Here is a 14,074-nt window from a genome sequence, read left to right on the forward strand (position 1 = left end):
CTATTATTGGGGTATGACTTCGTCCGTTGAGGCACCCCCCGCCACGCGCCAGCCCGCCCTCTTCTGGGCATCCGCACTATGCATTGGGGCGTTGGTCCTAGCTCCCCTATGGATGTTGCTCGGGAACCCCGCCGTCCTGCGCGGACACCCGTTGCTGCCCGCACTGTTGGTGACTGCCGTCGTCGTCGGACTGCTCTGGGGCGTCCTGCTGTGGCGTGGCCGCCGCACATTCCGGAAGCGTTCGGTGCTGCGGTCCATTGGCGCATGGGCCGGGCGCGTAGCCGTGCTGGCGCTGGTGGCCATGCTGGTGTGGCTGAATCCCTTCGCTTACCAGCAAGGTGCTACGGCCGGACCATCTTCCAAGGCTTCGGTGGTTGAGGAGACGACGGCGATTGTCATGACTCCCGAAGGCGGGCAGGCCAGCCGGGGTCTCGTGTTCTACCCCGGCGCCCGGGTCGAGGCGCGGGCCTACGCGGACATCCTGCGGCCGGCGGTGGATGCCGGTTTCCTGGTGGTGATCCTCAAAACGCCCCTGAATCTGAGCTTGCTGGACGGAAACCAGGCACGTGGCGCCATGGCCGCCCATCCGGAGATCTCCTCGTGGGCGGTTGGCGGGCACTCGCTGGGCGGCGTCAGTGCAAGTTCGTTCGCTGTGGGCAACCAGGATGTCGATGGCCTGCTGCTGTACGCCTCCTACCCCCTGGATTCCATGCGTGACCGCGCAGGGCTGAAGGTCATGTCCATTTCGGGCTCGGAAGACGGCCTCAGCACGCCGGAGAAGATCGACGCCTCCCGCGAGCTGCTGCCCTTGGACGCCACCTTTGTGGAGATTCAGGGCGGAAACCACGCATTCTTCGGAAGCTACGGACCACAGCCCGGCGACGGCGAAGCCACCGTGGGTCGCGACGTCGCCCAGGCGCAGATTGCCGCCGCAACGGTGTCGTTCCTGACGCAGCTGGAGGGGATCTAAGGGCTTCCGGGAATACTTGCGGGCACGCCCCTGTTCATTGATTTAGATGCAAATGCATGTAAGCTGGATGAACGAGCAACAGGAGAATGCCATGGAAACCCGCCGCATCACCGTCCTTTCCGCCGGACTCGGTGTCCCCTCGTCGAGCCGCCTGCTGGCCGATCAGCTGGCCGCTTCGACCGAGCGGCAGCTGCGGGCGGCAGGGTACGACGCGAAGATCGACGTCGTTGAACTGCGGGACCTCGCCGTGGATATCGCCAACAACTTCGTCACCGGCTATGCCGCGCCCCGCCTCGCCGAGGTGATTGCCGGCGTCGACGATTCCGATGCCATCATCGCCGTCAGCCCTGTCTTCAGCGCCTCCTACAGCGGACTCTTCAAGTCATTCATTGACGTGCTGGACCCGAAATCGCTGGACGGCAAGGCCGTCCTGCTGGGCGCCACCGGCGGCACCGATCGTCACCAGATGGTCCTCGATTACGCCATGCGCCCCTTGTTCACCTACCTGCGCACCAGGATTACGGCCACCGGCGTCTTCGCGGGCCCCCAGGACTGGGGAAACACCGACGACGGCGGCTCGCCCCTCTCGGCGCGCGTGGACCGTGCGGCGGGTGAACTGGTGCAGTTGCTCAGTGGGCCCCAGCCGAACCGGAAGACCGACGCGCTTGAGTCACTGCCGTTCGAGCAGTTGCTGGCCGGGATCTCAGCGGGCAGGTAGTCCGTCTTCAACGGAAGCATGGAAATACTCGCTCTGCCACCCCTGGGTCTTCCTTGCCTGACGGTTCGACGTCAAGGACCACGGGGGATAGACACGGAATCCACGCTTACCGCCGATGCCGTCGACGGAGCCAATTCCGTGATCGACCAACGCGGACAGGGGAAAGACAAAGTGACCGGAGTTTTCCGCTTCCCGGGCTGAGACCACCAAGGTGTCGGCCGGGTCGGCGGAAGGGCCGTCCGCCGGGAAGGGTTCCGTACCGCCGGCAGCCGAACGCCGCCACACCGCAACGAAGAGCCCCACCTTGGTGGGCGTGAGCTTGCCAACCCGGAAGCGGATCAGTGCCGTGCCGCTGGTGGCGGTTGCGGCACCGTACTCAGCGTTGTCTTCCTCTGGAACGGGGAGGGAGCACTCTCTTCCAAGCATGTGCATGAGCTGCTGCGCTTCGGCAACGTCCGGGTGGATCATCCGTTCAGTATGCATGCGGGTCCTTCCGCTGTATGAATCCCGGCCGTTGGTCACTCCGAACTATTTGCCGGGGCCGATCGTTGGGGCAAACATGAAGTGTCCTGTGGATTCCATTGACCTGGTGATGAGCGAGCGAAGCGGCGTAGAGATCGACTACTGCCCGCAATGCAGGGGTGTTTGGCTGGATCGCGGTGAGTTGGACAAGATCATCGATCGCGTCGCGGCCGAAACCGTCCCCGCCCCCGTCCGTCCCGCGGCTGCGCCGTCACAGCCTCCGATCGCGCCGCCGCCCCTCTACAACCCGTTCGAGTCCCGTCCGCAGCAGCCCCGTTATGACGACAGGGACAGGCGCGACTATGACCGGCGGGATTACGACCGTCGTGAAGGCAACGATCGCGACGGGTACGGCCGCAAGCGCAAGAAGAAGGAAGGCTTCCTGGGCGACTTGTTCGACTTCTAGGTTTCCTAGTCGTCCAACAGTTCGATGAACTCGCGGGCCTGCTTGATGGTGATGTCTGAGTGGCGCGTCAAGGCAACGGCTGCGCCCTCAACGTCGCCGCTTTTTGCGAGGGTCCGGATTCGTCCGTAGATCTCGTCATTGAGCATGTTGCTGCTCACTTCCCGCGTCACCTCGCCCTTGCTGACGATGGCCCGGTACCGGTAGGGGAAGCGTTCCGGTTCGTCATCATCGTCCGCCAGCAGATCCTTGCCGGGCGCCTCCGGCGTGAACGGTTGGGGATGTGCAGCCAGGGCACCCACGGCGTCACGTGACGCACGCAGGCCTTCACCGGTCGCTTGAAGGTAAAGCTTGATCGCTGCCATGCCCTGTCCCCGCGCGATAAGGGAGTAGAGCTGGCGGTGTTGTTCCTGGTTGAGCTTGGCCGCCGATTCCCTGGCCAACTCCACGGGATCCTTCGGCGCATTCGCGGCTGTGACGCCGGCTTTGGTTTCAGCAGAGCGCTTGGAGAAGGAGCGCATCAGCAGTAGCACGCCCGCAATGACCGCAATGAGGATCAGGAGCGGGATAAGGATGGAATCCATGGCGTTGTCAGAGCCGATCTACGTAGTTCTTGGCGGTGAGCAGGTCTGAGTGGGTGGCTTGGCGCAGGACCTTGATGGCTTCGATCTTCTTCCCACTGCGGACCAGGTTTTGCAGCTCGAAAGCAAGCTGTGGGTTCAGTTGCCCATTGGGAAGTACAGCCGGCTGATGACCCGTTTGGCCGGCCGCGTGCGACCGTGCAGCTTGAGCCGCGATTGCTGTCCTGGTGTTCTCCGCCTGCTCCCTGTGGCTGGCCTCGTTCTGGCTCGGCTTGGTGGTGGCTTCGATCCGGGCGCGCAGGGCCAGCGCCTCCTGCACCTGGGAAGCTTGGTGCGCGGCAGAACGGGCCGCGAGTTCGCGCTGATATCTCTCGGCGTCCGAGACGCCGGTATCGCGTGGTTTGAAGGCCGCCGTGAGCGCCCACAGCAGGCCAACGAGGACGAGCAGTGGAAGGGCAATCGTCAGCACGTCACCAAAGTTGATCCCCATGCCTAGAGCTTATGCCAGAAGTTGGTTATCCACAGCACATTCCACTTCCGGCATAGGCTTCTGAGAGGTTAGTGTCAAATTAAGGCACTCTTTGTTAGATGCATCACATTTGCGGCATGTTTGGGGTGCTTCCGACTCGTGTCGAGGCCCGTTGCAGGGTTGCGGCTGTGGATGAATTTCCCGGGAATCTTTCTTTAGTCCACAGCTTGTGAAGTGTGTTTCCGCAGGTCAGGGCCTAGTTGCCGCCAAAAGAATTTCTCTATCCACAGGGTAACGCACAGTCTGTGCACAACGTGGGGCTGGTATTCCACAGCTTTTCCACAGGGGGTGTCCGGCGCCTGCTGTAACGTGTCTGGAGTGTCCATTTCGGATGCGAATATCCCCTGTTGTGTTTCCCGGAGCCCGCGAAAACCGCCGCTGGTAGCGGACCCGGAAAATGAGCTGTGGATAACTTGTGGATACGGACTGTTATTTTGTCTGCCCTCCCTGACATCGTCAGAGACACTAGGCGGACTCCGTAAGCCACACACTGCGCTTTACGGTCCGCCAGGGAGTTAACCCCTGCAGCGGAACACAAAATGGAGGACGGCTTTGTCAGTTACGCACTTGGACTCAATCGAGGGCACACGCGCTTCGGACTCGAGCCGGAAACCTCCCCAGGACATCCCCGCTGAACAGTCGGTACTTGGCGGCATGATGCTGTCCAAGGACGCGATCGCCGATGTCGTCGAAATCGTCCGCGGGCATGACTTCTACCGTCCCGCCCACGAGACCATCTACGAATCCATCATTGACCTCTACGGTCGTGGCGAACCCGCGGACGCCGTCACCGTCTCGGATGAACTGACCAAGCGCGGCGAGATCAACAGGATCGGCGGTCCCGCCTACCTTCACGAGCTCATCCAGACCGTCCCTACCGCGGCCAACGCCGGCTACTACGCCGAGATCGTCGCCGAGCGGGCAGTGCTGCGCCGCCTCGTTAATGCAGGCACCAAGATCGTCCAGATGGGCTACGGCCAGGACGGCGAAGTGGAAGACCTGGTCAACCAGGCGCAGGCTGAGGTCTACGCGGTGGCTGAAAAGCGCACGGCAGAGGACTACGTGGCGTTGAAGGACGTCATGGAATCCACCGTGGACGAGATCGAGGCGTCGGGCCACCGTGGCGAAGGCATGACCGGTGTTCCCACCGGTTTCTACGAGCTGGACGAACTGACGCACGGCCTCCACCCCGGCCAGATGATTGTTATCGCGGCCCGTCCGGCCGTGGGTAAGTCCACGTTCGCGCTGGACTTCGCCCGTTCCGCAGCCATCAAGAACAACCTGGCCACGGTCATGTTCTCCTTGGAAATGGGCCGGAACGAGATCGCCATGCGTCTTCTCTCAGCAGAAGCCACCATTGGCTTGCAGGACCTCCGCAAGGGCACCATCAAGGACGAGCAATGGTCCAAGATCGCCACCACGATGGGTCGCATGAACGATGCTCCGCTGTTCATCGATGACAGCCCCAACATGTCGCTCATGGAGATCCGGGCCAAGTGCCGCCGCCTGAAGCAGCAGCACGACCTCAAGCTCGTGATCCTCGACTACCTCCAGCTCATGAGCTCCGGCAAAAAGGTGGAGTCCCGCCAGCAGGAAGTTTCCGAGTTCTCGCGTGCCCTCAAGCTGCTCGCCAAGGAACTCCAGGTTCCCGTCATCGCGCTGTCACAGCTGAACCGTGGTTCCGAGCAGCGCCAGGACAAGCGCCCCATGGTGTCCGACCTTCGTGAATCAGGCTCCATCGAGCAGGACGCCGACATGGTCATCCTGCTCCACCGTGAAGACGTCTACGACAAAGAGTCGCCGCGTGCCGGTGAAGCTGACATCCTGATCGCCAAGCACCGTAACGGCCCCACCAAGGACATCGTTGTCGCGTTCCAGGGCCACTACTCGCGGTTTGCCAATATGGCAGGCGATTCGGGTGCTGGCGGCGGCGGCTTCTAGGCCGCCCGGTCCCGGTTCCCGCGCAGGCACCCCTTGGCGGTAGTGTGGTCCCTGCCCCGCGTGCGCGGGCATTTCTAAAGTTATTGGGGAAATACATGAAGAAGCATTTGCTGCCCGGAATCGGGGCAACGGCATTGATGGTTGTGGCATTGACTGCGTGCGGTGGGGCTACGGCATCTCCAGAACCAGCGTCGTCGCAATCCAGCGGGGCGTCCACTTCGACGCCGACGCCCGAGAAGCAGTACACCAAGGAAGAGCTCATAAGCCTCGTTGGGCAGGTCAAACTGGCGGATGGCACCAGCCCCGCCGTACTCTCCGGCGACGAGCTGTTGGCGCAGTATGACTCGGTGGTTAAGGGTTTCGCAGGAGCCACCATCGAACCAGCGGCCTGCAAGGATCCTTTCTTGCTGGGGGCGCCGCGCACCATCGACGGTTCCACGGCGGCCGGCACAACCCGGACCAAAGCCAACGGTTTTATCAGCAGTGTGTCAATGACCTCCGGCGTCGATGCTGCGCGTCTCCACGACGATGTGGAGAAGAGCAAATCCCAGGCGGAGGAGTGCAAGAAGGTGTCGTACTCCGCTGAAGGGGAAACGCTCACCACCTCTACTCAGAAGGTCGAAGGCGTGGGCAACGTACCCGGAACAGTGGGTTTCAAGACCGTCATGGCCCTCCCGGACGGAAGAGTCGGCGCAATCTTTATTGCCCATGCGGTTAAAGATGGTGTCCTGATCTCCGCCACGGCGTCCGCCAGTGAGGGTGTGGCCGGCGGGCCGGAAGCAGCCGGCGCCCTGATGGACCAGGCAGCCGCGCTGATCAAGTAGTTCCTGCATCGACAGGCCGCACAGGTAGGAGCCTTACCCGCCTGTGCGGCCTTTTTCGCGCCAGCAAGAGGGTTTCAGCAGCCCTCGAAGTCGCTCAGCACTTTCACCTTCGCCGCCGAACCGGACGACGGATCGAACGCGTAGCCGATCCACTCCTTGGCCAGCCTGCGGGCCAACTCCACGCCCACAACACGCTGGCCCATGGTGAGGACCTGGCAGTCGTTGGACAGGATGGAGCGCTCAACGGAGAACGAGTCATGGGCAGCTGTGGCCCTGATGCCGGGAACCTTGTTCGCTGCGATGGCCACGCCGATCCCCGTACCGCAGAACAGGATGGCGCGGTCGGCCTTGCCGTCGCGGATCATCTCACCGGCTGCGATGCCCACATATGGGTAGGGCCTGGTGAAGTCCTCGTCGGCGCGGTTCACTCCGATGTCGATCACTTCAGTGATCCGTGAGTCAGCCTCAAGGTCGGCCAGGATTCGGTCTTTGTATTCAACGCCGGCTTCGTCGGCGCCCACAATGATGCGCATGAGATTCTCCTAGGTGGTTGCTGCAACGGGAACGGCAGTGAAGTGAGGCCCGACGGCGGCAAACACCATGGCGAGCGACGTCGCCCCGGGATCCGGCGTACCGATGCTCTTCTCGGCCAGGGGCCTGGCGCGTCCCTTCAAGGGGCGAAGTTCCGCGGTGGAGGCAGCGGCCCGGGTGGCGTCCGCTGCCGCGGCTGCCCACGCCTGCTCCGCATGGGTGCCCGCAGCGACGCGTTCCTCCAGTGAGGAGGCGAACGGCAGCAGCGCATCCATCATTGTTTTATCGCCGATTTCGGCCTTGCCGAGGCTCGCGATGCGGTCCGCGAAGGCGCGGACAGACTCGGCAAGGACGTCCGGCGTCGGGGTCTCTGCGTCTCCCAACCGTTCGCCAAAGGCGCGTAGTCCGGCACCCCATAGGACGCCGGAGGTTCCGCCGGCCTTGTCTGCCCACGCGTCGCCAGCGGCGATCAGCAGGGAGCCCGCTCCTGCGCCGCGTTCAAAGGCGACGGCTGCGGCCTGGTTGGCCGCGGCGGACCCACGGACCATTCCACGGCCGTGATCACCGTCGCCGGCGATTGCATCCATGTCGCCCAGCATGGCCTCAGAGACGCGCAGCAAGGCTGAGGTGGTGTCCAGCGCCTTGAGGCACTGTGCGGCGTAGGCGCGGGACTCGTCTGTGGAGGAGTAGTCGGCCGCAGCGGCGGTATCCAGCTCCGCTTCTTCCGCGCCAGCGGAAGCAACATCAAAGCCCACAGCACCCCGACGGTACGCCGGTGTCAGAGCCGGCGCGGTCCAGTACTGCTCCAGCTCTTCGTCCAGCCAGGTCAGCGTCAGTGAAGCGCCGGCCATGTCCAGGCTGGTCACCAGCTCGCCCACCTCGGGCATGACCAGGGTGTAGCCGGCCTCGCGGAGCAGTGGAGCCACAGTGCGCCAGAGGACGAACAATTCCTCGTGCTTGGTGGAACCCAGACCGTTGAGGATCACGGCGAGGCGGGTAGAGCTGTCCGCGGGCGTTTCGGCCAACACGCGCCGCACCAGTTCCTGGCCGAGTTCGACGGCGGATGGCAGCTCGGTATCGAACAGTCCAGGCTCGCCGTGAATGCCCAGGCCCAGACCCATCTGTCCCTCGGGAAGGCGGAACAACGGCTGGTCGGCGCCGGGGAAGGTACAGCCGCTGAACGCCGTGCCGATGGTCTTGGTGAGGCTGTTGGCCTTGCGCCCCAAACGAACCACGGAATCCAGGTCGAGCCCGGCCTCAGCGGCAGCTCCCATGACCTTGAAGACCACGAAGTCACCGGCAATACCGCGGCGCTTCTCGATTTCATCGGTGGATGCGCTGGCGATGTCGTCCGTGACCAGCACGTTTTCCGTCGGGATGCCCTCGGCGTTCAAGAGCTCGCTGGCCATGCCGAAGTTCATGACATCCCCGGCGTAGTTGCCGTAGGTGAACACCGCGCCGGCGCCGGAGTTGGCAGCCTTGGCCACGGAGTAGGCCTGCTGTGCCGAGGGCGAGGTGAAGATGTTGCCCACCACGGCGCCGTCAGCGAAGCCCGGCCCGATGATGCCGGCGAAGGCCGGGTAGTGTCCGGAGCCGCCGCCGGTGATGACGGCGACCTTGGGCATTGCCGGGCGGCCGCGGCGGACTGCGCCACCTTCCACGTGGCGGACAAGGTCCGAGTGGGCGTCACAGAAACCGGCAAGGGCTTCGTCGGCGAAGTCGGCGGGATCGTTGAAGATTCTGGTCATGGTGGGTCCTGGGATTCTTTCGAGCAGCTCGAATTAGTGGATGTGGCTGCCGCCGTTGATGTCGATGGTGCTGCCGGTGAGGTAGGCGGAGTCCTCGGAGGAGAGGAAGGTAATCACTGCCGCAACTTCTTCGGTGGTGGCGTTGCGACCCAGGGGGATGCCGGCGTTGATGGCGGCTTCCTGCTCGTCGGTGCTGCCCACACGGATGTTGGTGTCCACGGCGCCGGGGGTAATGGCGTTGACGGTCACGCCGGTCTCGCCGATTTCGCGGGCGAGTGCCTTGGTGAAGCCGAGGATGGCTGCCTTGGCTGCGGAGTAGGGAACCTTGCCGAACACGCCGCCGCCGCGCTGGGCGGAGACCGAGGACATGTTCACGATGCGGCCCCAGCCGTTGGCGATCATGTCCGGCAGGAACGCCTTGGTGACGAGGTAGGTGCCGGTGGCGTTGACGTCCATGACCTTGTGCCACAGCTCAAGCGTGGTTTCCAGGAACGGAACGGGGGAAGTGATGCCGGCGATGTTGGCCAACGCGCCGACGGGTGGGAGGTTCCCTGCGGCAACTTCTGCGGCGACGACGGCCTGGGCGGTGGTCACGGACGCTTCATTGGCGACGTCGATTTCGTAGCCGAAGGCCGGAACGTTGAACTCGTTGGCGATCTCGGCGGCAACCTTGGCGGACCTCTCGCCGTCGAGGTCCAGAATGACGATGCCCCAGCCCTGGCTGGCGTAGCGACGGGCGGTGGTCAGGCCGATGCCGCGATCGGAGGTAGCTCCGGTGAGGACGGCGGTGCGCTGGATGGTGGTCATGGTGCTCCTTGAATATGAGGTAATGCGGTTTAGATGAGGTCTGTGATGTAGCTGGCCGCTTTGGCGGCGGCGGCCGGGCGTTCGTCGTGCGTGACATCCCGGGTTTCGAGTTCGAGGGAGAAGTGACCGGTGTAGCCGAGGTCCCTCAGTGCTGCGAGGCCAGCGGCGAAGTTGGCCTTGCCGTTGCCGATGCTGAGGTTGATGTTTCCCGGTTCGGTGTCCGTGGCCGGCACGGCGTCGCGAAGGTGGACGTGCTTGATCCGGTCAGCGAAGCGGTCCACAAAGCCCACGGGGTCGCCGCCGGAGGCGACGATGTGGCTGAAGTCCATGACGATTCCGACGTCGGACCCGGCCAGGTGGTCAGCGAGCAGCTGCGCGCGTTCGGTGTTCCAGCACAAGCGGTAGAAGTGCAGGGATTCCGTCCACAGCTCCACCCCGAACTCTGCCGCGCGAACAGAGGCATGGATGAGTTGCGCTGCCACGGCGTCGATGTCGCATCCAAGCGTGCTCACTGGTTCGTGGTCGATCGCCCCACACGGGAGGACCAGGGCTTTCGCGCCGGTCTTGGCCGCAAGGGTGAGCAGCATTTCCAGGTGCCGTTCGCGCGCCACTTGAGCACCGGCGTCGAGCGTTGCGTTCAGGTCTCCGATGTCGCCGTTGACCGATCGGACGCGCAGTCCCGAGCTAGTGACGACGGCGGCAACCGCCTCCACTGCCTCGGCGTCCAGGACGTAGGGCACATGATCGCAGACGCCCGGGAGCGCACCGAGGTCGATTTCCTCGAAGCCGAGGCCGCGCATGGTGTGCAGGGCGGTGGCCAGATCCTGGTGGCGGAAGCTGATGGACGAGCAGCCCAGTCGTTGATGAAACATCGTCGTTGATCCTCAAGTTGGGGCCCTCGCCGGAGAGGGACCTTAGTGATGGACACCACGTTAGCTGCGTTAACTGTCAACAGTCAACCTTTGCGGTTGACTGTTGACATTGCTGGTGTCGTCGGTCACAGTTGACGTATTATGTTGACTGTCGACAGTGGGGCTGCCGAACAAGCGCCGCACTTTTGAAAGGGAAAGACACACATGAGCAATGAAGCTCTGACCATGCGTGGTCCGGTTCATGGAACCAAGGAAGCAAAGCGCGTCGCCGTCGGTTCCGGCGTCGGCGCAGTCATCGAAACCTACGATTTCATCGGTTTCGGCACCGCCGCTGCACTGTACTTCGGTACAGCGTTCTTCCCGGGCGCCGACCCGGTGACTGGCACCCTGGCCTCCTTCGCGACCCTCGGCGTCGGCTTCGCTGCCCGTCCGCTGGGTGGCATCATCGGCGGCCACCTCGGCGACAAGCTCGGCCGTAAGCCGGTGCTCGTTGCCTCGCTCATCCTCATGGGCCTGGCAACTTTCGCCATCGGCCTCCTGCCCACGTACTCGCAGGTGGGGCTCCTTGCGCCCGCGCTCCTGGTTCTGGTCCGCATCATCCAGGGCCTGGCCTTCGGTGCTGAATGGGGCGGTGCCATCCTGATGAGCTACGAGCATGCACCATGGCGGAAGAAGGGTCAGTTCACGGGCATCGTGCAGGCCGGCTTCCCCGTTGGACTCCTGCTCGCCAACCTCGTCTTCCTCAGCAGTGTTGGCCTCGGCAGCGAATGGGCCTGGCGTGTGCCGTTCCTCGCCAGCATCGTCCTGGTGGCTGTTGGCTTGATCATCCGCTCCAAGGTTCCCGAGTCCCCGGTGTTTGAGGACGTCAAGGCCAAGGGCGACATCGTGAAATCCCCCATCGTGGAGGTCATCAAGACCGACTGGCGCAACATTGTCCGGGGCATCGGCCTCCGCATCGCTGAAACTGCCGGTTACGCCGTGTCCGTGACTTACATGATTTCCTACCTGCACACCAATAACCTGGCGGACAAGACGGAAACCCTGGTGGCTCTCTGCATCGCGGCCGGCATCGGTATCTTCGCCACCTACTACTGGGGGAAGCTGACGGATAAGGTTGGCCGCCGTCCTGTCTACATCTGGTCCACTGCCTTCGCGGTGGTCTTCGGAATCCCGATGTTCATGCTGGTCAACACCGGCTTCTTCCTGCTGATCATCGCTACGATCGTCATCGCCTACGCTGTCTGCCAGAACTCCCTGGCCGGCGCCCAGGGCGCCTGGTTCCCGGAACTCTTCCAAGCCAAGACCCGCTCCTCCGGTGCATCGCTGTCCTACCAGATCTCCGCCATGGTCTCCGGGTTCACGCCCTTCATCACCACCCTGCTGTTCGTCAGCATGGGCTGGATCGGACCGGCACTGCTGTTCAGCATCTACGCAGCCATCGGCCTGTGGGCAGCACTGATCACCAAAGAAACCTGGGGCAAGCGCGAGCGTGAGCTCGCCGAAGAAGCCGCCAGCAAAACTCCCCAGACGGTAAACGCCTAAAGCACCCCTCGACGTCGGACGCGTTCTCCCCATCGGTGCGCGCCCGACTCCGGAAGGAAACCAGTGACTCTCTCATCAGTTGAAACGGCTCCGGTCGTGGCAGCCCCCAAACCCGAGCGCGTGGACCGCATCCGCGCCGCCGCCTACCGCATCCGCCACCACGCCCTGACCATGGGCGAGGTCCAAGGCCAGGGCTACGTTGGCCAAGCGCTGGGCGCAGCCGACATGCTGGCCACCGTCTACGCCGACCAGCTCACATACCGTTCCGAAGACCCGCACTGGGAAGGCCGAGACCGGTTCCTGCTCTCCACGGGCCACTACGCAATCGGCCACTACGCAGCGCTGGCCGAAGCCGGGATCGTTCCGGTGGCCGAGCTTGAAACGTACGGTTCCGACGATTCCCGCCTGCCCATGTCCGGAATGTCCACGTACACCCCAGGCATGGAAATTTCCGGCGGTTCGCTGGGGCACGGCCTGACGATCGCCGTCGGCATGGCTTTGGGGCTGCGCTTGCAAGGCGCCGCATCCCGCGTGATCAACTTCCTCTCCGACGGCGAACTCGATGAAGGCTCCACCTGGGAGGCCGCCATGGGAGCGCACCACCACCAGCTCGGAAACCTGACGGCCATGGTGGACATCAACGCCCTCCAGGCTGACGGCGCCACCGACACCGTACTCCGCACCGAGCCCGTCACCGAGAAATGGGAATCGTTCGGTTGGTACACCCAGCGCGTGGACGGGAACGACGTCGGTGCGTTGCTGGCAGCGTTCGACAACATCGCCGCAGTTGCGGCGCCAGTCGGGCGGCCGTCGGTCATCCTCTGCGACACCAAGGTGGGGCGCGGCGTGCCGCTGCTTGAAACCCGCGAAAAGGCGCACTTCATGCGCATCGAAGAAAACGAGTGGCAGATCTGCCGCGAACAGCTGACCGCAGGATACGAAGGGACGGCTTCAGCATGAGCACCGTGACCACCAAGCCGAAGCTCAAGACGTCCGCCATGATCGCGTCCTTCGCCGACCCCGGACAGAAGACCACCCCTGCCCCGTTCGGCCATGCGCTGGTCAAGGCTGCTGAAGCCGATTCCCGCATTGTTGGCCTGACCGCGGATCTGGGCAAATACACGGACATGCACATCTTCGCCAAGGCGTTCCCGGACCGGTTCTTCCAGATGGGCATGGCCGAGCAGCTCCTCTTCGGCGCCGCAGCAGGCATGGCGGAGACCGGGCTGATTCCCTTCGCGTCAACGTACTCAGTGTTCGCGGCCCGACGTGCGTACGACTTCCTGTGCCTGGACATCGCCGAGCCGAACCTGAACGTCAACATCATCGGCGGCCTCCCAGGCCTGACCACCGGTTACGGACCAAGCCACCAGGCCACCGAGGATATGGCGATCTTCCGCGGCATGCCCAACCTGACCATCGTGGACCCTTGTGACTCCGTGGACATCGAACAGGCCGTTCCCCAGCTTGCTGCCTCGGAAGGTCCCACTTATCTGCGCCTGCTCCGAGGCAATGTGCCCACGGTCCTGGACGAATACGACTACAAGTTCGAACTCGGCAAGGCCAAGGTCCTGCGCGGCGGCAACGATGTGGTGTTCGTGTCCTCCGGCCTGATGACCATGCGTGCTTTGCAGGCCGCGGAGGCGCTGGCCGCCCACAACGTGGATGTCGCCGTCGTGCACACTCCCACCATCAAGCCGTTCGACTCGGCCACCGTACTCGCGGAGCTGAACACGGATCGTCTTGCCGTGACGCTGGAGAACCACACCGTAGTTGGCGGCCTGTTCGAAACTGTTGCGTCCGCCGTCGTCACCGCCGGTCTCGGCAAGCGCGTGGTTCCCATTGCGCTTCCGGACCAATTCCTCGACGCCGGAGCGCTGCCGACGCTGCACGAACGGTACGGGCTGTCCGTGGACCAAATTGTGGCGAAGGTGCTGGCGGAACTCGGCTGAGTTTTTTGCTTTCCGACAGGAGTGGGGGGGGGGGGGGGGGGGGGGGGCGCGGCCCCCGCCCGCGCCGGGGCGGGCGGAGGGAAGCCCTGGCAGACAGGGCCCGTGCGCACCAGGGCGGCGCCCCACCGCCCCCC

Annotated in this window: 15 protein-coding genes; 8 read left to right on the top strand and 7 right to left on the bottom strand. The window is 63.8% G+C overall.

From position 1 onward, the window contains the following. Positions 1–13 precede the first annotated feature (13 nt). Positions 14–970, top strand: coding sequence for an alpha/beta hydrolase (locus LN996_RS16360; protein WP_231341472.1), 957 nt, complete (start codon positions 14–16; stop codon positions 968–970). A 91-nt stretch (positions 971–1,061) separates the two neighbouring features. Next, positions 1,062–1,688, top strand: a complete 627-nt coding sequence (locus LN996_RS16365; protein WP_231341484.1) for an FMN reductase — start codon at positions 1,062–1,064, stop codon at positions 1,686–1,688. On the opposite strand, the gene LN996_RS16370 is transcribed toward LN996_RS16365, so the two are convergent. Beyond that, positions 1,674–2,171 (bottom strand): MepB family protein, encoded by a 498-nt coding sequence (locus LN996_RS16370; RefSeq protein WP_231341473.1) that lies wholly within the window; start codon positions 2,169–2,171, stop codon positions 1,674–1,676. The genes LN996_RS16365 and LN996_RS16370 overlap by 15 nt on opposite strands. Positions 2,172–2,259: 88 nt before the next feature. Between LN996_RS16370 and LN996_RS16375 the strand changes: the two genes are divergently transcribed. Next, complete coding sequence (locus LN996_RS16375; RefSeq protein ID WP_231341474.1) at positions 2,260–2,616, top strand: zf-TFIIB domain-containing protein; 357 nt, start codon at positions 2,260–2,262, stop codon at positions 2,614–2,616. 5 nt (positions 2,617–2,621) lie between these two features. Here the strand turns inward: LN996_RS16375 and LN996_RS16380 are convergent, their stop codons facing one another. Next, positions 2,622–3,197 carry a hypothetical protein gene (locus tag LN996_RS16380; protein WP_231341475.1) on the bottom strand — a complete coding sequence of 192 codons (576 nt, stop codon included), beginning with the start codon at positions 3,195–3,197 and terminating at the stop codon, positions 2,622–2,624. Positions 3,198–3,204: 7 nt separating this feature from the next. Continuing rightward, a complete protein-coding gene (locus tag LN996_RS16385; RefSeq protein ID WP_159700659.1) occupies positions 3,205–3,678 on the bottom strand; it encodes a hypothetical protein in 474 nt (157 codons plus the stop codon). A gap of 597 nt (positions 3,679–4,275) precedes the next feature. Here LN996_RS16385 and dnaB point away from each other — a divergent pair. Together dnaB and LN996_RS16395 are read left to right on the top strand one after the other, a co-directional pair. After that, positions 4,276–5,664, top strand: coding sequence for a replicative DNA helicase (gene dnaB / locus LN996_RS16390; RefSeq protein WP_026541078.1), 1,389 nt, complete (start codon positions 4,276–4,278; stop codon positions 5,662–5,664). Between the two features lie 95 nt (positions 5,665–5,759). Then, positions 5,760–6,488, top strand: coding sequence for a hypothetical protein (locus tag LN996_RS16395; protein ID WP_231341476.1), 729 nt, complete (start codon positions 5,760–5,762; stop codon positions 6,486–6,488). A 74-nt stretch (positions 6,489–6,562) separates the two neighbouring features. Here the strand turns inward: LN996_RS16395 and LN996_RS16400 are convergent, their stop codons facing one another. The 4 genes from LN996_RS16400 to LN996_RS16415 are packed head-to-tail and all read right to left on the bottom strand — an operon-like array spanning position 6,563 to position 10,446. Then, positions 6,563–7,021 carry a ribose-5-phosphate isomerase gene (locus LN996_RS16400; RefSeq protein WP_231341477.1) on the bottom strand — a complete coding sequence of 153 codons (459 nt, stop codon included), beginning with the start codon at positions 7,019–7,021 and terminating at the stop codon, positions 6,563–6,565. Between the two features lie 9 nt (positions 7,022–7,030). Next, the gene (locus LN996_RS16405; protein WP_231341478.1) at positions 7,031–8,767 is read right to left on the bottom strand and encodes a dihydroxyacetone kinase family protein; all 1,737 of its coding nucleotides are present in this window, start codon (positions 8,765–8,767) and stop codon (positions 7,031–7,033) included. Positions 8,768–8,800: 33 nt separating this feature from the next. Next, on the bottom strand, positions 8,801–9,574 hold the full coding sequence (locus LN996_RS16410; RefSeq protein ID WP_231341479.1) for an SDR family NAD(P)-dependent oxidoreductase: 774 nt from the start codon (positions 9,572–9,574) through the stop codon (positions 8,801–8,803). Between the two features lie 29 nt (positions 9,575–9,603). Next, a complete protein-coding gene (locus tag LN996_RS16415; RefSeq protein WP_231341480.1) occupies positions 9,604–10,446 on the bottom strand; it encodes a sugar phosphate isomerase/epimerase in 843 nt (280 codons plus the stop codon). A 204-nt stretch (positions 10,447–10,650) separates the two neighbouring features. Here LN996_RS16415 and LN996_RS16420 point away from each other — a divergent pair, with 204 nt between their 5' ends. The 3 genes from LN996_RS16420 to LN996_RS16430 all read left to right on the top strand — a co-directional run bounded on the left by LN996_RS16420 (position 10,651) and on the right by LN996_RS16430 (position 13,940). Continuing rightward, positions 10,651–11,988, top strand: a complete 1,338-nt coding sequence (locus tag LN996_RS16420; protein ID WP_231341481.1) for an MFS transporter — start codon at positions 10,651–10,653, stop codon at positions 11,986–11,988. Positions 11,989–12,051: 63 nt separating this feature from the next. Then, entirely contained in the window at positions 12,052–12,948 is an 897-nt protein-coding gene (locus tag LN996_RS16425; RefSeq protein ID WP_231341482.1) for a transketolase, read from the top strand. After that, positions 12,945–13,940: a transketolase family protein gene (locus tag LN996_RS16430; RefSeq protein WP_231341483.1), complete on the top strand. Its 996-nt coding sequence runs from the start codon at positions 12,945–12,947 to the stop codon at positions 13,938–13,940. Before LN996_RS16425 ends, LN996_RS16430 begins: the two co-directional genes overlap by 4 nt. Positions 13,941–14,074: the final 134 nt, after the last annotated feature.

Origin of the sequence: Arthrobacter sp. AK01 (genome assembly GCF_021109375.1) — a bacterium.
Lineage (GTDB): Bacteria > Actinomycetota > Actinomycetes > Actinomycetales > Micrococcaceae > Arthrobacter.

Bases quoted from the DNA above. Each gene is read 5' to 3' on its own strand.
- LN996_RS16365 (WP_231341484.1), top strand. From the start codon at position 1,062: ATGGAAACCCGCCGCATCACCGTCCTTTCCGCCGGACTCGGTGTCCCC.
- LN996_RS16410 (WP_231341479.1), bottom strand. From the start codon at position 9,574: ATGACCACCATCCAGCGCACCGCCGTCCTCACCGGAGCTACCTCCGAT.
- LN996_RS16420 (WP_231341481.1), top strand. From the start codon at position 10,651: ATGAGCAATGAAGCTCTGACCATGCGTGGTCCGGTTCATGGAACCAAG.
- LN996_RS16415 (WP_231341480.1), bottom strand. From the start codon at position 10,446: ATGTTTCATCAACGACTGGGCTGCTCGTCCATCAGCTTCCGCCACCAG.
- LN996_RS16395 (WP_231341476.1), top strand. From the start codon at position 5,760: ATGAAGAAGCATTTGCTGCCCGGAATCGGGGCAACGGCATTGATGGTT.
- LN996_RS16380 (WP_231341475.1), bottom strand. From the start codon at position 3,197: ATGGATTCCATCCTTATCCCGCTCCTGATCCTCATTGCGGTCATTGCG.
- LN996_RS16370 (WP_231341473.1), bottom strand. From the start codon at position 2,171: ATGCATACTGAACGGATGATCCACCCGGACGTTGCCGAAGCGCAGCAG.
- LN996_RS16430 (WP_231341483.1), top strand. From the start codon at position 12,945: ATGAGCACCGTGACCACCAAGCCGAAGCTCAAGACGTCCGCCATGATC.
- LN996_RS16405 (WP_231341478.1), bottom strand. From the start codon at position 8,767: ATGACCAGAATCTTCAACGATCCCGCCGACTTCGCCGACGAAGCCCTT.
- LN996_RS16400 (WP_231341477.1), bottom strand. From the start codon at position 7,021: ATGCGCATCATTGTGGGCGCCGACGAAGCCGGCGTTGAATACAAAGAC.
- LN996_RS16360 (WP_231341472.1), top strand. From the start codon at position 14: ATGACTTCGTCCGTTGAGGCACCCCCCGCCACGCGCCAGCCCGCCCTC.